Annotated in this window: 19 protein-coding genes and 1 pseudogene; 11 read left to right on the top strand and 9 right to left on the bottom strand. The window is 61.6% G+C overall.

Annotated elements, in window-relative coordinates:
• The 4 genes and pseudogenes from ACFPTO_RS24525 to ACFPTO_RS24510 form a co-directional block, all read left to right on the top strand.
• A pseudogene (locus ACFPTO_RS24525) lies at positions 1–225 on the top strand (amino acid:proton symporter); the annotation flags it as partial.
• A gap of 1,308 nt (positions 226–1,533) precedes the next feature.
• Positions 1,534–2,241, top strand: coding sequence for a succinate dehydrogenase/fumarate reductase iron-sulfur subunit (locus ACFPTO_RS24520; protein ID WP_377715588.1), 708 nt, complete (start codon positions 1,534–1,536; stop codon positions 2,239–2,241).
• Between the two features lie 69 nt (positions 2,242–2,310).
• A complete protein-coding gene (locus ACFPTO_RS24515; protein WP_293034988.1) occupies positions 2,311–2,664 on the top strand; it encodes a carboxymuconolactone decarboxylase family protein in 354 nt (117 codons plus the stop codon).
• A complete protein-coding gene (locus ACFPTO_RS24510; RefSeq protein ID WP_377715587.1) occupies positions 2,648–3,223 on the top strand; it encodes a hemerythrin domain-containing protein in 576 nt (191 codons plus the stop codon). The genes ACFPTO_RS24515 and ACFPTO_RS24510 overlap by 17 nt, the downstream gene beginning before the upstream one ends.
• A 168-nt stretch (positions 3,224–3,391) precedes the next feature.
• Here the strand turns inward: ACFPTO_RS24510 and ACFPTO_RS24505 are convergent, their stop codons facing one another.
• The 5 genes from ACFPTO_RS24505 to ACFPTO_RS24485 are packed head-to-tail and all read right to left on the bottom strand — an operon-like array spanning position 3,392 to position 7,884.
• On the bottom strand, positions 3,392–4,141 hold the full coding sequence (locus tag ACFPTO_RS24505; RefSeq protein ID WP_377715585.1) for an ABC transporter ATP-binding protein: 750 nt from the start codon (positions 4,139–4,141) through the stop codon (positions 3,392–3,394).
• Positions 4,138–4,875 carry an ABC transporter ATP-binding protein gene (locus ACFPTO_RS24500; protein ID WP_296663221.1) on the bottom strand — a complete coding sequence of 246 codons (738 nt, stop codon included), beginning with the start codon at positions 4,873–4,875 and terminating at the stop codon, positions 4,138–4,140. Before ACFPTO_RS24500 ends, ACFPTO_RS24505 begins: the two co-directional genes overlap by 4 nt.
• 7 nt (positions 4,876–4,882) lie before the next feature.
• Positions 4,883–5,818, bottom strand: coding sequence for a branched-chain amino acid ABC transporter permease (locus ACFPTO_RS24495; protein ID WP_377715584.1), 936 nt, complete (start codon positions 5,816–5,818; stop codon positions 4,883–4,885).
• An 8-nt stretch (positions 5,819–5,826) separates the two neighbouring features.
• Positions 5,827–6,690, bottom strand: coding sequence for a branched-chain amino acid ABC transporter permease (locus tag ACFPTO_RS24490; RefSeq protein WP_377715582.1), 864 nt, complete (start codon positions 6,688–6,690; stop codon positions 5,827–5,829).
• Positions 6,691–6,741: 51 nt separating this feature from the next.
• Positions 6,742–7,884 carry an amino acid ABC transporter substrate-binding protein gene (locus tag ACFPTO_RS24485; RefSeq protein ID WP_377715580.1) on the bottom strand — a complete coding sequence of 381 codons (1,143 nt, stop codon included), beginning with the start codon at positions 7,882–7,884 and terminating at the stop codon, positions 6,742–6,744.
• Here ACFPTO_RS24485 and ACFPTO_RS24480 point away from each other — a divergent pair.
• The 4 genes from ACFPTO_RS24480 to ACFPTO_RS24465 all read left to right on the top strand — a co-directional run bounded on the left by ACFPTO_RS24480 (position 7,883) and on the right by ACFPTO_RS24465 (position 10,156).
• On the top strand, positions 7,883–8,104 hold the full coding sequence (locus tag ACFPTO_RS24480; protein WP_377715578.1) for a hypothetical protein: 222 nt from the start codon (positions 7,883–7,885) through the stop codon (positions 8,102–8,104). The genes ACFPTO_RS24485 and ACFPTO_RS24480 overlap by 2 nt on opposite strands.
• Before the next feature lie 205 nt (positions 8,105–8,309).
• Entirely contained in the window at positions 8,310–8,678 is a 369-nt protein-coding gene (locus ACFPTO_RS24475) for a cupin domain-containing protein (protein WP_377715576.1), read from the top strand.
• A 56-nt stretch (positions 8,679–8,734) separates the two neighbouring features.
• Positions 8,735–9,613: an ADP-polyphosphate phosphotransferase gene (locus ACFPTO_RS24470; RefSeq protein ID WP_377715596.1), complete on the top strand. Its 879-nt coding sequence runs from the start codon at positions 8,735–8,737 to the stop codon at positions 9,611–9,613.
• Between the two features lie 78 nt (positions 9,614–9,691).
• Positions 9,692–10,156, top strand: a complete 465-nt coding sequence (locus ACFPTO_RS24465; RefSeq protein ID WP_377715574.1) for a RidA family protein — start codon at positions 9,692–9,694, stop codon at positions 10,154–10,156.
• Positions 10,157–10,294: 138 nt separating this feature from the next.
• Here the strand turns inward: ACFPTO_RS24465 and ACFPTO_RS24460 are convergent, their stop codons facing one another.
• The 4 genes from ACFPTO_RS24460 to ACFPTO_RS24445 form a co-directional block, all read right to left on the bottom strand.
• A complete protein-coding gene (locus ACFPTO_RS24460; RefSeq protein WP_377715572.1) occupies positions 10,295–11,392 on the bottom strand; it encodes an NAD(P)H-dependent flavin oxidoreductase in 1,098 nt (365 codons plus the stop codon).
• Positions 11,389–11,613 carry a hypothetical protein gene (locus ACFPTO_RS24455; RefSeq protein ID WP_377715570.1) on the bottom strand — a complete coding sequence of 75 codons (225 nt, stop codon included), beginning with the start codon at positions 11,611–11,613 and terminating at the stop codon, positions 11,389–11,391. Before ACFPTO_RS24455 ends, ACFPTO_RS24460 begins: the two co-directional genes overlap by 4 nt.
• Entirely contained in the window at positions 11,610–12,818 is a 1,209-nt protein-coding gene (locus tag ACFPTO_RS24450) for a YbfB/YjiJ family MFS transporter (RefSeq protein ID WP_377715568.1), read from the bottom strand. The genes ACFPTO_RS24455 and ACFPTO_RS24450 overlap by 4 nt, the downstream gene beginning before the upstream one ends.
• A gap of 119 nt (positions 12,819–12,937) precedes the next feature.
• Positions 12,938–13,864: a LysR family transcriptional regulator gene (locus tag ACFPTO_RS24445; RefSeq protein WP_377715566.1), complete on the bottom strand. Its 927-nt coding sequence runs from the start codon at positions 13,862–13,864 to the stop codon at positions 12,938–12,940.
• Between the two features lie 806 nt (positions 13,865–14,670).
• Here ACFPTO_RS24445 and ACFPTO_RS24440 point away from each other — a divergent pair.
• From ACFPTO_RS24440 to ACFPTO_RS24430, 3 genes are read left to right on the top strand one after another with little or no spacing between them, the layout of a single operon-like run.
• Entirely contained in the window at positions 14,671–15,345 is a 675-nt protein-coding gene (locus ACFPTO_RS24440) for a c-type cytochrome (protein ID WP_377715595.1), read from the top strand.
• 14 nt (positions 15,346–15,359) lie between these two features.
• Positions 15,360–16,631 carry a c-type cytochrome gene (locus tag ACFPTO_RS24435; protein WP_377715564.1) on the top strand — a complete coding sequence of 424 codons (1,272 nt, stop codon included), beginning with the start codon at positions 15,360–15,362 and terminating at the stop codon, positions 16,629–16,631.
• Positions 16,632–16,641: 10 nt separating this feature from the next.
• On the top strand, positions 16,642–16,824 hold the full coding sequence (locus ACFPTO_RS24430) for a hypothetical protein (RefSeq protein ID WP_293040710.1): 183 nt from the start codon (positions 16,642–16,644) through the stop codon (positions 16,822–16,824).
• The last annotated feature ends 8 nt before the right edge of the window (positions 16,825–16,832 follow it).

Genomic DNA, 16,832 nt, shown 5'->3' with positions numbered 1-16,832 from the left:
GCATGGTGGCTGTGCGCCTACCTGCCCGTGATGGCGCTTCTCTCGCTGATCGGCAGCAAGGAGTTTGGCGGCGCCAACGTGCTTCCCTACGGCTGGGACATGCTGGTGGTCGCGCTTGTTGCACTCGCCTTCTACTACTGGGGCGTCAACTCAGGCTACCGCACGCCGTACCTCAAGGAACGTGAGGAACACGACGAAGTGCTCGAAGGCATTGCCATGCACTGAGCGTCGACCATCGGCATTCTGCGAGTGCCTGGTCACATCGTGAACCGCGTCAGCTTCACAACGCCGTTCGATCTCCGATACAACGGGGAATCGGGACTTCGGCGTTGAAAGCTGGCGCGTTTCGCATTGGTGGAAACGTGCAAAGGCAACGTGCGAATTTATCGCACCGGCGACAGCGACTCTCCCCCGTCACGCTCACGCGGTGTTCAAGCAGCAACGCCTCGATATCACGCAGGCGGAAGTTGAAGCGAAAGTACCAGCGAACGGCTCAACCGATAATCGCCGCCGGATACCAGTACCCCTGGCAGGGCGATTTTGCCCGCTTCATATCCACGTCTTGCGTCGCCGCTTCGCCAACGTAACAGAGTCCCACCGGGCGCAACGCCCGCTGACCGCCCAGCGGCGCATATACGGGTCTTCGATAAGAATTACCGCGGATTATCGGCCGATGTTCCGCCTCTAGGCACGTTCATCACGGTGTGATATATGTTGACGCATTGAAGAACATGCTCATCGTCTCGAAGTTGTGCGAGGACGCTATTGCGCCGCGCCGCATCAGACGAAACTCACCATGGCATCCGTCATGCCCGGCCGGCTTTCGCCGCGCCCTTCCATCGCTTCAATCAGGTCATCAGCCGGTTGTCTTGACCTTCAGGCAACCCTCGCGGGCGATCGCCTGCGCATCGGACGATGCCAGGACGTCTGGAAAAGTGTTCTGGATGGCCTCTCAAGAGGGTGGCAAATGCAGAGCGCAACTCAAGAATCGTCGAGAGACCGGGAAGTGCACCCCCACCTTTTTCCCGTTCACCGAATTGCCACGCGCAATGCCACGCCTGATTTCGCAGTGCGAGTTTCAACCGCAATGCGACAAAGACTCTAGATAACGGCACATCTGCAACAACTGCACGGGACGTTCACGCCATTTCCTGGAATGGAGGATCGATGAAATTTGACATACTCGAAAAGCTCGACGACGGCGACATACTTAAAATTTCGAAGGCCGTCATTTCCGTTGACCCTGACGCGAAGGTGGATACGGATATGCGAGAGAATACGGTAAATGTAGAGTCATGGCTTTACCCTGAGGAATTCCTCGTTGCCTTTTTCGAGGTCGGATATGACGTTCGAATAGCTCAACGCTAGCACTGCAGTGTTCGCTTACGTGCCGCGCGGCTACGGTTGGCTGGCTCGCCGGTGGGGCTTTCTCAACGCGATCGCTCACCCTCACGTCTATGATCGAGGGGAGTAGATCAACGCAGGGAACAGCGCGCACCCAAAGCGAAATCTCTTCCACAGAGGAGGTACATCGTGGGTGGCACAAGAATTTTCGAAATCTTCCGCTACGATCCCGACCGGGACTCCGCGCCGTACATGCAAACGTACGAGATGGAGACCACCCCGGATGACCGGATGTTGCTTGACGTACTTGTCCGGCTCAAGGCCCAGGACGAGACACTCAGTTTTCGGCGTTCGTGTCGCGAAGGCGTATGCGGCTCGGATGCGATGAACATCAACGGCAAGAACGGACTCGCCTGCATCACCAACCTCAACGACGTTCCCCGCCATATCGTCCTGCGGCCTCTGCCCGGGTTGCCCGTCGTTCGCGACCTGATCGTGGACATGACCGCGTTCTTCAAGCAGTACCATTCGATCAAACCCTACCTGATCAACAACACGCCCCCACCCGAGCGTGAAAGGCGCCAGACGCCGGAGGAACGCGATCAGCTCGACGGCCTCTACGAATGTATCCTGTGTTCCTGCTGTTCCAGCGCGTGCCCCTCGTTCTGGTGGAATCCAGATAAATATGTCGGCCCTGCCGGCCTCCTGCAGGCCTACCGGTTTCTGGTCGATACCCGCGACGAGGCTACCGGTGAGCGACTCGACAACCTGGAAGATCCGTACCGCCTCTTTCGGTGCCGTTCAATACTGAACTGCGCGGACGTCTGCCCCAAAGGCCTGAATCCGGCCAGGGCGATAGGGCAAATCAAAACCATGCTTGCGCGCCGGGCGATCTGAGTACAGCGTGCGAGGATATCGATTGCTAACGTCCGCATTTTTCGCAGAAGGTGAATGATGGAAAACTCAATGTATCCGCAACCAGGCCCGGAAATTGCGAAACTACGCCGGGAACTCGCACCAGAACCGCTCGCTGCATTCAGGGCTTTCAGTAGCAGCGTATTTGCAGACGGTGCGCTGCCGGTGAAGACGAAACAGCTCATCGCCGTGGCAGTCGCTCACGTGACGCAGTGCCCCTACTGTATTCGTGGTCACACGAAGGAAGCCCTGAAAGCCGGCGCATCGGAAAACGAAATAATGGAAGCGATCTGGGTCGCGGCCGAGATGCGTGCGGGTGCAGCTTACGCACATTCGACACTCGCGCTCGACGTCATGAAAGAAGAGGCGCAATCGCGCGAGGCCAACCATGGCGAGCATCGTTGACAACCTGATCGCCGAGCACCGTCGTCTGGAGCGCCTCGTGAGCCTGCTTGAGCGCCAATCGATGCTTCGCGACGAACGGGCCGAGACGAACAGCGCACTGCTCGTGGATGCCCTGTATTACCTGACGCGCTTTCCCGATGTGAATCACCACGCGCTGGAGGACCGCATCATCGGCAAGCTGCTCGAAAAGCAGGCGCTGGATCCCCAACTGGGGAACGAGCTGTCCGCCCAGCACGCGACGCTGGCGCTTCTGGGGAACGAGTTGATTCGGGACCTCGAATCGATGGTGCGCGATGAAAATATGTCCAGAGACCTTCTGGAGTTTCGTATCCGGTTGTATGCGGAACGGCTGCGGCATAACATGGCGTTCGAGGAACTCACGATATTCCCCGCTGCGACGCGCCATCTGGATGCCGATGACTGGTCTTCAATTCTGCAGGCAAGCCCCGATCGGCCCGCCGACCCGCTTTTTCAGACACCGGTTAATGAGCGCTTCGTGCAGTTGCATCGCGTGATTGCAACCGAAGCCGAATGCGGATGCGAGGAAGGCGACATGTAGAGCCCTGGCTGCGAAGGCGGGATAGCGTGCAGCTTGCGTGATCCCGCTTCAAGCCATGATCCCTATTCGAGCGCTTTTTGTTGCCGAATATCGATTAGCTGCCGGAAGAACACCCGCGCGTAGTTGCGTGGATAGTTGCGCGGACAGATACGCCCATCGATACGCCCATCAAACACCCAGATACGCCGCCTGGATTTCCGGGTTGTCGAGCAGCGTCCCTGCCGGCCCTTCAAGCACAATGCGCCCCGTTTCGAGCACATAACCGCGATCGGCGTGCTCGAGCGCCATGTGGACGTCTTGTTCGATCAGCAACACCGTCACACCGCTCATGCGCACCTGCTGCAATATCTCCATGAGCTGCAGCACCACGACCGGCGCAAGGCCGAGGCTCATCTCATCGACCATCAGCACGCGCGGCGAAGACATCAGCGCACGCGCCATCGCGCACATCTGCTGTTCGCCACCCGACATGGTACCGGCGATCTGGCGGCGACGTTCCTTCAAACGCGGGAACATCGCGTACATGCGCTCCAGATCGGTGGCAATTGCGCCCCTGTCGTTGCGCAGATTCGCGCCCATGAGCAGGTTGTCCTCGACCGTCATCTGGTCGAACAGCTGCCGCCCCTCGGGTAGTTGAGTGAGACCGGCGCGAAAAATCCGGTCGCTCGTTGAGCCCGCAACGGACACGCCGTTGAACACGATGTCCCCCGAGGCGACCGGGATCAAGCCCGACAGCGCGCGCAGCAGCGTGGTCTTGCCCGCGCCGTTACTGCCCACGAGTGCAACGAGTTCGCCGGCGTGCACGTCGAGCGACACGCCCGCCAGCACCGGCGCTTCGCCGTAACCCGCACTCAGATCCTTCACATGAAGCAGCGGCATCGCGTCCGTTGCACGGCTGTCGGCCACGATGGCATTCATGATTTGCGCTTCCCCAGATAAGCCTCGATCACCGCCGGATCGCTCAGTACGGCATCGCTCGTCCCTTCCGCGATGCGCTCACCGTGATGCAACACCATCACACGATCGCTCAGGCTGCGTACCGCCTTCATGACGTGCTCGATCACGAGAATGCTCAAACCCTCGCCGCGCAGCGACCGGATGACATCGATCACTTCATCGATCTCGACCAGATTCAGGCCCGCCATGACCTCATCGAGCAGCAGCATGCGCGGCGACATGGCGAGCGCCTTGGCCAGTTCGAGCCGCTTGCGATCGGGGCCGCCGAGATCGTCGGCACGCTGGTCGACGCGCTTTGCGAGGCCCACGCGGTCAAGGCAGGCGCGCGCAGCCTCGCGCGCCTGCGCGAGCACTTTCGTGTTCGTGCGGCCGAACAGCGCGCCGATCGCCACGTTATCGAGCACCGACAATCCGGGAAAGGGCCGCATGATCTGGAAGGTACGGCCAATGCCCTGGTGTGCGCGCCGGAACGCCGGTAGATGAACGATGCTGCGCCCCTCGAAAACGATGCTGCCCTCGCTGGGTGCAATCGTGCCCGAAATCATGCTCAACAACGTGGTCTTGCCTGCACCGTTGGGACCGATGAGCCCGAGCACTTCGCCGTGGCCGAGCGTGAAGCTCACGTCCTTCACCGCCGTCAGGCCTGCGAAACGGCGCGTGAGGTTGCGCACTTCGAGAATAGGTTCGCCGCTCATGACGCACTCACAGTTTGTTGCGGCGGATGTTGTCCGCGAAATAGCCGAGACCGAGGCGCGCAATGCGCCGACGCAGATCCGCGAGACCGCGCGGCATCGCCACCACCGCGAGAACGATGACGACGCCGAAAAACAGTGCCGCGATGCTCGTGACCTTGGCGGCAAGCACCTCCGAAATGGCGGACAGCAGGAAAGCGCCGACCACCGGCCCGAACACGGTTCCCGGCCCGCCGAACACCGTCATGATGATCATCTTCACGTTGAGCGTGAGATCGAACGCACCGGCGGGATCGAGGAAGGTAATCCAGTACGCGTGCACACCGCCCGCAAGACCGGCGAATACCCCTGCGATCACGAAGGCCAGCACCTTGTACAACGTGGTGTTGATGCCCATGACCGCCGCGGCGCCCTCATTCTCGCGGATCGCGATCAGGCCATAACCGAAGCGGCTGCGCGAGAGCCACCACACGGTCGCCGTCGCCGCCGCCAGCAGGCCCAAGGCAGTTTCATAGAACAGCAGATTATTGTTCAGCATCGGCAAGACCAGGCCGATATTGGCTCCGGCGAAGCCGATATTCGAGACGATTGCGCCCGCAACCTGTGCGAGCCCAAGCGTTGCGATGGCGAAGTAGTGCCCCTTCAGGCGCAACACGGGAACGCCAATCAGCAATGCGAACACCACGCAGAACACCACGCCGAGCGCCATGCCCGCCACGAAAGGCAGATTCAGTTGCACCATGGCGATCGCCACGCCATACGCGCCCAACCCGTAAAAGGCCGATTGCCCGAACGACGCATAGCCAGTGTAGCCGCCGAGGATATTCCAGCTCTGGGCGAGCGTGGCGAGCAGTAACGCATCGATTCCGAATTGCAGCAGAATGTCGGATCCCCACCAGGGCAGCGCGATCAGTGCGACCAGCAGCACCGGCCACAGCCACTTCATCAACATCCTCATACCGTCCGCCCCAGCAGCCCCGTAGGCCGCACGATCAGAACCAGCACCAGCAAACCGAAGCTCACCGCATCGACGAAGGTCGACCCCAGCCACAGCGACGTAAACGCCTCGACGACACCGAGTACCAACCCGCCGACGATCACGCCGAGCGGAGACTCGAGACCGCCAATGATCGAAATGGCAAAGCACTTGGCGGTGAGCGTCGCGCCGATATAGGGATTGAGCTGCGAGACCATGCCGTACAACCCGCCGGCCACGCCGGCGAGCGCCGCGCCCATGGCGAAGGTCAGCGCATAGAGATTGCGCGGCTCGACACCATAGAGACGCGCTGCTACGAGGTTTTGTGCCGTGGCCCGGATGCGCCGGCCCATGCGCGTTTGCAACAGCAGCACCCAGATGCCGAGCGTCAAGGCAATGGCGATGACGAAGGCGCTCAGGTTCACCAATGGCAGCGTGGCCCCGGCGAATGCGACGTTGCGGCCCGCGTAAGACGGATTGATCGTGCGGTAATCCGCGCTGAAAATGATTTGCGCGAGATAGGTCAGCACCACGTTGAGACCAAAGGTGATCAGCAGCGTGTTGAACATCGGCCCGCGAATCACGAGGTTCAGTATCCCTCGCTGTATCGCGTAGCCGATGACGAACAATGCCAGTGCCGCTACCGGCAGCAGCACGAACGGATCGATGCCCGTCTGCGTATAGAGCACCCACACCACGTAACCGCCAAGCATGATGAAAGCGCCGTGCGCAAGGTTGACAATGTTGAGCACGCCCCATACGAGCGACAGCCCCAGTGCCATCAGCGCAAACAGACCTCCTTGCAGCACCCCGTTAAGCAATACTTGAAACAGCAGTTGCATCGATCCCTCTCGGTGGCAGACCGGGTCTAAGCGCGGGTATTGGCGTGGGTATTATCGTTTGTCCCACGGCTGCATCGGATAGAGCGGTTGCGCGAGGAACTTGTTGGAGTAGATCGCTTTCACCCCACCGTTCTGCACCTGAATGACCTGTTGGGGCAGGCTGATCTGGCCGTTGTCCGCAAACTTGATCTGGCCATAGAGGCTGGGGAAATCCACCTTGGCCAGCGCATCGCGCACCTTCTTCGGATCGACGGAACCAGCCGCTTCGATTGCATGGACCACTGCCTCTACATCGGCCACACCACTGGCGGCGTGATAGTCGGGCTCGTAATTGAACTTCGCCTTCCACGCCTTCGCGAACTGTTCCCCGTCACCGAACCAGGCGTCCTTCTGCTGTGCCGACGGCATCCACGAGGTCATGCCGAACGCGTAATTGGCATCGGCGCCAATCGACTTGCGAAAATCCGCGCTGGGTACGCCAACGGTGAAGGAATACAGCATCGGCGAGTAATTCAGGCTCTTGGCCTGGCGGATGAAGTTCAGAACCTCCGTTTCGTGGCCTGCCACAAGCACGGCTTGCACCTGCTTGTCCTTCAACTGCGCGATGATCGAGCCAAAATCCGATGCATTCGAAGCGTATTTCTGCTCGAAAACCAGATCGAGACCGCCCTGCTTCAGTTGCGGCCGCGTACCGTTGGCCACCGAAACATCGAACGCATCGTCGGCGAACAGCAACGCGACCTTGGCCGGCACCGGCTTGAGTTCCTTCATCATCGCCAGCGTCGAACCGAAATAGTCGCTCGCGGCGGGCAGCGTGCCGAATACGTACTTGAACTTGCGCGCAAAGATCTGGTCGGACGCACCGCCGCCCTGCACCATCGGCACTTCGTATTTCTCGGAAACGGCCGAGTCGGCCAGCGCGTAATTGCTCGCGAACGGTCCGAGCAGCAGATTGACCTTGTCCTGGCTGACGAGCTGCACATACTGGCGAACGCTGAGATTCAGATCCGACTGATTGTCGTAAACCTTGAGCGCCAGCTTTTCTTTTTTGCCGCCTACATTCACCCCGCCGGCGGCGTTGATCTTGTCGATCGCGAAATTGTAGGCATCGACGTAATAGCGGCCCGTATTGGCGTCCGATCCCGTTTGCTGTACCGACGCACCCAGCACGATATCGGCATGGGCCTGCATCATGGTGAAACAGCAAAGGGCAGCTGCACCGGCGACCTTGCAATTCATCGTCTCGTCTCCTCAGTTATCCGAATTCGAGGCCCCGTTCGCTGATTTTAATCAAATACGACTTCGCGAGATGGATCGCCTCGTTTCAGAACGTATCCCAGTTACGTTCCGCACCTGCTGCAGGGTGACCGGTGCGATGACGCGGGCTGTCGCGATCCAGATCAACCTTATTTGAAGTGGTTAATTCATGTTGGAATGGAGGTTACGAAGATGGACCAGCAACAGCTAGCCAGGGCAATTACCTGGATCGAGGTGTCACACCTGAGACAAGGATTTGTCACGCTCCAGCAGAGCCTGGCTCGACGCTGCGCGGGGTTCCGGACTAGCATGGGGAAACCGGCAATCGCGAACGTACGAGAAACGTCCCGAGGAGGTGCCTCATGAAATGCCTGCGCATCTACGCCGACGCCAACGGCGAGTCCCATTTCGAGGATCAGGATATTCCGCTCACGCCGCTCGAATTGTTTCCGGGCATTCCGCCAATTTATCTATCGGCGTGGGAACAGGCGAAATCAGTACGATTCGGCTGGGTGCCTGCCGGCCTGAAAGTGGCGGACTGGCATACCACGCCGGTCCGTCAATTCGTCATCTGGCTGACGGGCTGGGTCGAGTTCGAGACGAGCGACGGTGACTGCCGACGCTGCGAGCCGGGCACGGTCGTGCTCGTGGAGGACACAATCGGCAAAGGCCATCGCTCGCGGCATCCCGAGGAGGGGCAGTTCAACGTGTTCATCCCGCTCGGGGATTGATGCCAGGCTTAAAAGTCTGTTACCGTTCGCAACGATGTCACCCTCGAAAAGGCGCCATGAAAATTCATTCCGATGATTTCCGGGTACGTGAAGGTCAAACCATCGAACTTAAAAAATGGCCGACACGCATCAAGCCCCTGTGCGAGTCAAAGGATGAGTATCGAGCGGCAATGGCCGAGCACGTCAAAAAGCTGAGTGAACGACAGCAGAAACTTTATGCCGACAATCGCTTCGCGGTGCTATTTGTTTTTCAGGCGATGGATGCCGCAGGCAAGGATGGTTGCATCAAGCACGTCATGTCCGGCGTCAATCCGCAAGGATGCCAGGTATTCAGCTTCAAGCATCCGAGCGCGCAGGAGCTTCAGCACGATTTTCTTTGGCGCACCGCCCGCGATCTGCCGGAGCGCGGCCGCATCGGCATCTTCAACCGCTCGTATTACGAGGAAGTGCTGGTCGTGCGCGTCCATCCGGACATCCTGGGCGGCGAAGGCCTGTCGCTCGAAGCCGGATCGGGTAAATCCCTCTGGAATGGACGCTATCGTTCGATCTCCGAGTTCGAAGCGCATCTTTACCGCAACGACACGCGTATCGTGAAGTTTTTCCTTCACCTGTCGAAGGAAGAGCAGCGCAAGCGTTTCATCGAACGCATCGACGATCCGGACAAGAACTGGAAGTTCAGCGCATTCGACATGGAAGAGCGGAAGTATTGGGCGAACTACGTGGACGCCTACGAAAGATGTCTCTCCGCGACCAGCACTGAACAGTCGCCCTGGTACATCGTCCCGGCGGACGACAAGGATGACGCACGGCTGATCGTCTCGCAGATCATCCTCGATACGCTCGGCGCGCTAAAACTGAGCTACCCGGATACCAGCGCGGAACGGCATGCGGAACTGCTGAAGATCCGCGAGCAGTTGATGAACGAGACGGCGTAGCGCCACAATAGCGTTTTAGCCCATGGCGTGCGGCGCTCAATTGTTCCTGTAGCGCAAGGCATCGTCAAGGAGTACACAATGCCCATCGAACAGAAACTCGCCGATCTCGGCCTCACCTTGCCCGTCCCGCCGCAACCGTTCGGCAACTATACGGCGACGAGCGAAGCCGGAAATCTGCTCTTCATCTCCGGCCAGGTGCCGCTCGTCGACGGCAAGCTCGCCTATACGGGACGCGTCGGCGAAGCCTTGACCATCGAAGACGGCAAGCTCGCCGCCCGCATCACCGCGCTCAACGTGCTCGCGCAAATCAGGAAGCACCTGGGCGGTTTCGAGCGGCTGCATCACATCGTCCGCGTCGAAGGTCACGTGAGCAACGTCGACGGTTTCTACGACCAGCCTGCCGTACTCGACGGCGCATCGGATCTCTTCGCCGCAGTGCTCGGCGATAAGGCAGGGCACGCGCGCTCAGCATTCTCGCACACGCAGTTGCCCGCCAACGTGCCAGTCGAACTCGTCGTCATCGCGCAGATCCTGCCGCGATAACACCCAGGCCGCCGTCGGCCGGCCCGGCTTGGCGACGGCCTGGCGCACTGACCCACCACAGCCAGAACCGCGCGTTCGATCCCATCAATCAATTGACGGTCTCCGACGCGCCGGCGCGTCGCAAGACACCGTGACGCGCTAGATCACGATCTCACGCATCTCGTTTACGCACGCGCGCATCTCTTCTTCGAGCTTCGCGACCAGCTCCGCCGCAGGCAACGCGCGCGAGAGCGCCGCAGCCTGCCCGGCCCATTGTGCGCCGTAGCCGAATTCGCCCTTCGCCTTGGCCGCTGCAATGAGCGCCTTGCCGATGTCGTAGGCAATCGGATACGCCGGAGTTTGCGGCGCGCGAGGATCGTCGCCGAGCTGGGTGAAGCGGTTCACGACGCTGCGTGCGGCCCGCCCGGAGATGGCCTTCGTGAAGGTCGTGTGCCGTGCCGCGTCGCCCAGCAGCGCCCGGCGATATCCCTCGTCGATCGGCGACTCGGCGGACGCGACGAACGCGGTTCCGAGCTGCGCGGCCTGCGCGCCGAGCGCGAGCGCCGCAACGATGCCCGCGCCGTCCATGATGCCGCCCGCGGCAATGATGGGCAGATGACACGAACGAGCGAGCAGCCGCGTGAGCGCGAACGTGCCGAGCCGGTCGTCCGCATCCGGGTTGTAGACGCCGCGATGGCCGCCCGCCTCGATGCCCTGCGCGACGATCGCATCGACACCCGCCGCTTCCACCTGTCTGGCTTCATCGGGATTCGTTGCGCCTGCAAACAGCGTGATGCCCGCCTGCTTGAGTTCGGCGATCACGTTGGCCGGTGGCAGCCCGAAGTGGAAGCTGACCACCGCTGGCTTCTCCTCGATCAGCACTTTCTGCATCTCGCGGTCCACGAGGAAGCTCTGATTGATTTCGCGCATCGTAGCGGGCGGCGTCGCGCCGTACTTCTCGAACACGGGCGCGAGCCAGTTCGTCCACGCGCGCTCGATTGCCTCGTTCGCTTGCGCGGGCTGATGGCAGAAAACGTTGACGTTGAATGGCTTGTCGGTCAGCGCACGCGTTGCGCGAATGGCCGCGCGCGCACGCTCGGCATTACTGGCGCCGAAGCCGAGCGAGCCGAGCCCGCCCGCGTTCGAAACGGCCGCCGCCAGCTCGGGCGTGCTCACGCCCGCCATGGGCGCCTGAATAATCGGCTTCTCGATACCCAGCAGAGTCAGCAAGGTTCGCTTGCCGGATGATTGGCTCATTTGTCCTTCTCCTCGAATAAAGGCCCGCTTGTCGCTGGAAGCGGCTGCCGTCCGCGCGCCCACTGCGCGAGTCCGGCACACGCAACGAGTAGCGCAGCCGTGACGAAAAACACCGAATGCAATCCGAGATGCACGCCGATCACGCCGCCCGCGAGCCCGGCGGCGAGCCGCAACGCGACGAGTTCATATCCGGCCGACGACGCAGAGACCAGCGCGTTCATTCTGCCCTCAACGCGCCAAACAGATCGACGGCCAGTGCGACGACCAGGGCGGCCGCACCGATGACGAACAGCATCGTGTAATCACCGCCGGTTTTGGAGAACACGAACGAGAGACCATAGGCGGCGAGCGCCTGCATGATAGCGAAGCTCGTCGTCGCGCGGCTCCAGGCGGCCTTGATCGCGGATGGGTGATGCATGAGCAGCTCGTTTGCGCGGCCAAGCGCGAGCGGGACGATGCCCGGCGTGAACGCGCCGACCACGACGCTCGAAATCATGAGTCCGACCGGCCCGAGACCAATCGCGGGAATCGCAACCGCCGCGGCCTGCAAGAGCCAGGCGGCGCGCAGCGCGGCGCGAAAACCCGTGCGATCGGCGAGATGGCCGCACGCGAGCGGCCCGATGATCGCGCCGATCCCGTACAAGACCCAGTACTGCGCGCCTGCGTCGACACCCTTGCCGAGTCCGCGCGCCACGTAGTCCACGAGAAAGATCATGTGCGGCACGAGACCCACGGCGTTCAGGCCGTACTCGATATAGAGCAGACGCACGCCCTTCGCGGGAAACGTTCGCGGATGAGCATGCGCGTGATGCGCTGCCGCCACGTGAACCGGCGCGTCCGCTTCCGGCCAGCCGTTCCAGGCGACCATCGTCAGCAGCAGCGACACGACGGCGAGGCCCAGCCAGGTCGCGGTCAGTCCGTGGCGCAGCAGAATCGGCACGATGGTTCCCGATGCCGCAATGCCTAATCCGATCCCCGTGAAGATCCCGCCGCTCGCGAAACCGCGGCGCGACGGCGGCACGTGGGAGAGGATCGTCGGCGCAGCCAGTACCATCAGCGCGCCGCCCGATATGCCCGAAACGAAGCGCCAGAGAAAGAACCACAAGAACGAAACGGGCGCGGCGCACGCGACGAATGCAATCGTCGCGAGCAGCATCAGCGCGCGCAGCACCGTCGCGGGCTTCGCCCAGCGGGCCAGTTGTCCGGCCACGAGCGCACCGGCCAGATAACCGCCGAGCTTCGCCGCGCCCAGATAGGCCGCCGTCGTCGCGGGAAACCAGTGCGCGCCGATGATCGCGGGCAAAAGCGGCGTATACGCAAACCGCGCGAGACCGATGCCGATCAGACTCGCCCCGGCGCCGGAAACGGTGGCGCGCCAGACGTTGAAAGGCGTTGCTGCGCGTGGTTGGATTGCTGCGGGCTGCATGGGGCTCTCCGTGCCATTGGCGCCGCTCGGGGCGCTCGAAGTCGATGGGGCCGAGTCTAGATTAGTGCTGGAATAGGGGGAATCCCCGCCATCCGGAAGCCATTCTTCCACACGGCGGTTCAATCGCGGTGGGTGACGCGCTGTAATTCAGCGAAGTGCGCGCGCAGGCGCGGCGTCGCGAAATCGACGAACGCGCGCACCTTCGGTACCGCAAGCCGGCCGAACGGTGTCAGCAGATGAATCGGCAAAGGCGCGTGCTCGCTGTCACGCAGGACGATCTTGAGCGCACCCGTCCTCACGTGTTCGGCGACGTGATAGGAAAAGACGCGCGTGACGCCGCGACCGGCCACAGCCGAGGCCAACGCACCGCGGATCGTGTTGACGATGAAGCGCGGCGCGAACTGGACGACCTGCGGAATCGCCGCGCGGCCCTCGGTCGGAAAGCTCCACGAGTCCAGCCCGAAGTGCGTCATGAAGATGATCCGGTGCTCGACGAGATCGGCGGGCTCGTGGATGGCGGGATGCGCGGCCAGATAGTCGGGCGACGCCACCACCACGCGCCGCACTTCGCCGATGGGAACCGCCACCAGCGTCGAATCGGTGAGATGCGCGAAGCGCAGGGCCACGTCAATGCCCTCGTCGATCAGGCTCACGGGACGGTCGAGCAGTTGCAGACGGATCGACACCTCCGGGCGGCGATCGATGAATTCGTCGAGCAGTGGGCGCAGCACGTCTTCACCGGCGGCCACCAGCGCGGTCACGTTGAGGAGGCCGCGCGGCGCGGAGCGCTCGTCGGCCACCAGCATGTCGGCTTCTTCGAGATCCACGAGGATGCGCCGGCAGGCCAGCGCGTAACGCTCGCCCGCCTCGCTGAGCTTGATCGTGCGCGTCGTGCGATAGAGCAGCGGCGTGCCGGTATGCGCTTCGAGGAACGCGATGGCCCGGCTCACCGCCGCAGGCGAGCGGCCCAGCCGTCGGCCCGCGCCCGCAAGACTGTTTTCGTCCAGTGCGGCGATGAATACCTTCATCGCATCGATTCGATCCATATTGTGTCGTCGCTGACAGGGCCTGATGGAGTCTAACGCAAGGCGAACCCGTATCCCATTGCTGCCCCTGGCGAACGTGTGGTCGACGTTTGTCAGATGCATGGCCGGTGTATGGCAAATGTATGGCCGATTATTTGACGGATATCATGTTTTCCAGGCCTGGCATTACAAATAACAATCCGACATTACAAATAACAACCCGACTGGCGGTATCGATGCGTAATACGTAACATGGCCAACAAGTCCATAGTCCCGCAGTAGCCGCTTGACAGGTGCCCTCCTTCAAATACGGACAACACTGATATGAATGCAGCGAGCATTTGGCCGATCGGACAACTTTCAGCGCAAGAAGCCGATTTTTTTGCGCTGACATGCGTGCTGCAAGGCGGTGTCAACAATCTGTTAAGTATGCGGTCGGGATGCGGCGGATCAATGCCGGTAACGGGTGCGCAGGGTGCGGCAAATAGTTGCATCGCAATAAACGGCCCATCTCGGCGAAACTCGCACACGGCGCCTGGCACACAACTAATACGTATTCGAACGTTTCTAGGTACGCTATATAGTGTTTGCAAACATAAAGCGATGATCTATCGCACGTCGATAGCGTTTTCTCTTTTTTGCATAACGTTCTACCGCTAAATGTCAAATTTCTCGGATAATGTTTCACAGCAAACACGCAACAAAATCGGAACTAAACACATAGCGTGATGGGGCGCAGCGCTTCTTCGAAACGCGGTTGCATCAGGCTTTGTGCCATCACAACCCTTGCGAGGGCATCTTTGAGAAAACAAATCAGCCTGTTAGTCATGGCGCTGCTTGGTCCGTGCGCGCCGCTCCTCGCGGCGCAACCGCCGACGGAGCGCGCACCTGACACGATGCAGGCACGCGTGCTCGGATGTGCCGCCTGTCATGGCGAGCATGGCGAGGGCACCGATAACGACTACTTTCCCCGTCTCGCCGGCAAGCCCGCGGGATACCTCTACAACCAGCTGATCGCGTTCCGCGACGGTGGACGCAGTTATCCGCCGATGAATTATCTGCTCGCGTATCTGCCCGACGACTACCTCAAGTCCGTCGCCGAGCACTTCGCGCAGGAGCGTCCGCCCTACCCGGCGCCCGCCCAGCCGAAGGTCGACGCGGCGACGCTCGCGCTCGGCGAGCAGCTCGTGAAGCACGGCGCACCGGATCGCAAGATACCGGCCTGCGCGGCCTGCCACGGCGAGACGCTCACGGGTATGCGACCGGCAATTCCGGGCCTTGTCGGCCTGCATGCTGATTACATCAGCGCACAACTGGGCGCATTCCGGTTCGGCACGCGCCGCACCGCGAACCCCAACTGTATGCACGACATCACTTCGCACCTCGCGGACCGCGAAATCACGGCGATCTCAGCATGGCTCGCCGCCCAGCCCGCACCTGCGGATCCGACGCCTGCGGCGCCTTCGCACCTGCCGCTCGAATGCGGCAGCGTTCCTAACTAAGCCGAGGCCTCGACGTGCGAAAACTTCGATCCCTCATCCCGTTCTTCCTCGCAACGTTGTGCGCGAGCACGGCGCCCGTGCACGCGCAGCCCGCCGCACCCGCCGCAGGCAGCCACGCTGAAGTCATCGCGCGCGGCGAGTACCTCGCCCGCGCAGGCGACTGCATCGCGTGCCACACGGTCCCCGGCCAGAAGCTGTTCGGCGGCGGCCGCGCGATGGAGACGCCATTCGGCACGCTGTACACGCCGAACATCTCGTCGGACAAGACGAACGGCATCGGTGCCTGGAGCGCCAACGACTTCTACACCATGCTGCACGACGGCAAGTCGCGCGACGGCTCGCTGCTTTATCCGGCCATGCCCTTCGCGTCGTACACGAAGGTCACCCGTGCCGACTCCGATGCGATCTACGCGTATCTGATGTCGACCGCGCCGGTGAGCCAGCCGAACCGCGAGCACGACATGCGTTTCCCGTATAACGAGCGCGCTTTGCTGCTCGGCTGGCGCACGCTGTTCTTCCGGCCTGGCGAATACAAGGCCGATCCCACGCAGTCGGTGGAATGGAACCGCGGCGCTTACCTCGTCGAAGGCCTCGGGCACTGCACTATGTGCCACACGGCCATCAACGCGCTCGGCGGCAATTCGCCTTCGAAGCGGTTCGAGGGCGGCCTGATCCCGATGCAGAACTGGTATGCACCGTCGCTCACGTCGAACAAGGAAGCGGGCCTCGGCGAGTGGAGCATCGACGACATCGTCGGACTGCTGCACGCCGGCGTGTCGAATCGCGGCGCCGTGTACGGGCCGATGGCGGAAGTCGTCTACGACAGCTTCCAGTACCTCTCCGAAGACGACGTGCGCGCTGTCGCGGTCTATCTGAAGTCGCTGCCGGGTCACTCGGGCGAAGTCGATACGTCGCCGCGCAGCAGCTTCGTGACCGAAGAGGCGAACCGTCTCGCGCCGCTCGGCAAGAAGATCTACGACGCGCAATGCGCGGCCTGCCACGCGACGGACGGCCGGGGCAAGCCGCCCAGCTTCCCGCCGCTCGCGGCCAACCAGTCGATTCAGATGAATTCGGCCGTGAACCCGATCCGCATGGTGCTCAACGGCGGCTATCCGCCCGGCACCCACAAGAACCCGACGCCCTATGGCATGCCGCCGTTCGCCCAGTTGCTCTCCGATGAGGAAGTCGCAGCCGTGGTGACGTACATCCGCACGGCATGGGGAAATTACGGCACGCCGGTATCCGACCGCGAAGTCAACGCGTTGCGCTCGGCGCCGCTCTTCTGAGGCATTCACGATGATCGAAACTCCTGTACCAGAAATTCCGGGCGGTCCTCCCCAGGACAAGCGCGTCGATGAAATCGTGCAGCGCGGGCCGGGCGGCGCGCTCGCCCTGGCCGGTATCGCGACGGCCATCGTGTTCGCACTCTGGTTTCTTTTCTATTTCGTCATTTTCTTGCCTCGCGGCATTATTCAATAACCTGAGCC

The sequence above is a fragment of the Paraburkholderia denitrificans genome (assembly GCF_042655705.1).
GTDB classification, from domain to species: domain Bacteria; phylum Pseudomonadota; class Gammaproteobacteria; order Burkholderiales; family Burkholderiaceae; genus Paraburkholderia; species Paraburkholderia denitrificans.
Note: the sequence above shows the minus strand (reverse complement) of the source record. Positions and strands in the feature narration are given on the sequence as shown.

Excerpts from the sequence above, each read along its gene's own strand:
- ACFPTO_RS24475 (WP_377715576.1), top strand. The coding sequence starts at position 8,310 with ATGAAATGCCTGCGCATCTACGCCGACGCCAACGGCGAGTCCCATTTC.
- ACFPTO_RS24470 (WP_377715596.1), top strand. The coding sequence starts at position 8,735 with ATGAAAATTCATTCCGATGATTTCCGGGTACGTGAAGGTCAAACCATC.
- ACFPTO_RS24490 (WP_377715582.1), bottom strand. The coding sequence starts at position 6,690 with ATGCAACTGCTGTTTCAAGTATTGCTTAACGGGGTGCTGCAAGGAGGT.
- ACFPTO_RS24515 (WP_293034988.1), top strand. The coding sequence starts at position 2,311 with ATGTATCCGCAACCAGGCCCGGAAATTGCGAAACTACGCCGGGAACTC.
- ACFPTO_RS24510 (WP_377715587.1), top strand. The coding sequence starts at position 2,648 with ATGGCGAGCATCGTTGACAACCTGATCGCCGAGCACCGTCGTCTGGAG.
- ACFPTO_RS24460 (WP_377715572.1), bottom strand. The coding sequence starts at position 11,392 with ATGAGCCAATCATCCGGCAAGCGAACCTTGCTGACTCTGCTGGGTATC.
- ACFPTO_RS24455 (WP_377715570.1), bottom strand. The coding sequence starts at position 11,613 with ATGAACGCGCTGGTCTCTGCGTCGTCGGCCGGATATGAACTCGTCGCG.
- ACFPTO_RS24495 (WP_377715584.1), bottom strand. The coding sequence starts at position 5,818 with ATGAAGTGGCTGTGGCCGGTGCTGCTGGTCGCACTGATCGCGCTGCCC.
- ACFPTO_RS24445 (WP_377715566.1), bottom strand. The coding sequence starts at position 13,864 with ATGGATCGAATCGATGCGATGAAGGTATTCATCGCCGCACTGGACGAA.
- ACFPTO_RS24465 (WP_377715574.1), top strand. The coding sequence starts at position 9,692 with ATGCCCATCGAACAGAAACTCGCCGATCTCGGCCTCACCTTGCCCGTC.
- ACFPTO_RS24480 (WP_377715578.1), top strand. The coding sequence starts at position 7,883 with ATGGTGAAACAGCAAAGGGCAGCTGCACCGGCGACCTTGCAATTCATC.
- ACFPTO_RS24505 (WP_377715585.1), bottom strand. The coding sequence starts at position 4,141 with ATGAATGCCATCGTGGCCGACAGCCGTGCAACGGACGCGATGCCGCTG.
- ACFPTO_RS24440 (WP_377715595.1), top strand. The coding sequence starts at position 14,671 with ATGGCGCTGCTTGGTCCGTGCGCGCCGCTCCTCGCGGCGCAACCGCCG.
- ACFPTO_RS24430 (WP_293040710.1), top strand. The coding sequence starts at position 16,642 with ATGATCGAAACTCCTGTACCAGAAATTCCGGGCGGTCCTCCCCAGGAC.
- ACFPTO_RS24450 (WP_377715568.1), bottom strand. The coding sequence starts at position 12,818 with ATGCAGCCCGCAGCAATCCAACCACGCGCAGCAACGCCTTTCAACGTC.
- ACFPTO_RS24485 (WP_377715580.1), bottom strand. The coding sequence starts at position 7,884 with ATGATGCAGGCCCATGCCGATATCGTGCTGGGTGCGTCGGTACAGCAA.
- ACFPTO_RS24500 (WP_296663221.1), bottom strand. The coding sequence starts at position 4,875 with ATGAGCGGCGAACCTATTCTCGAAGTGCGCAACCTCACGCGCCGTTTC.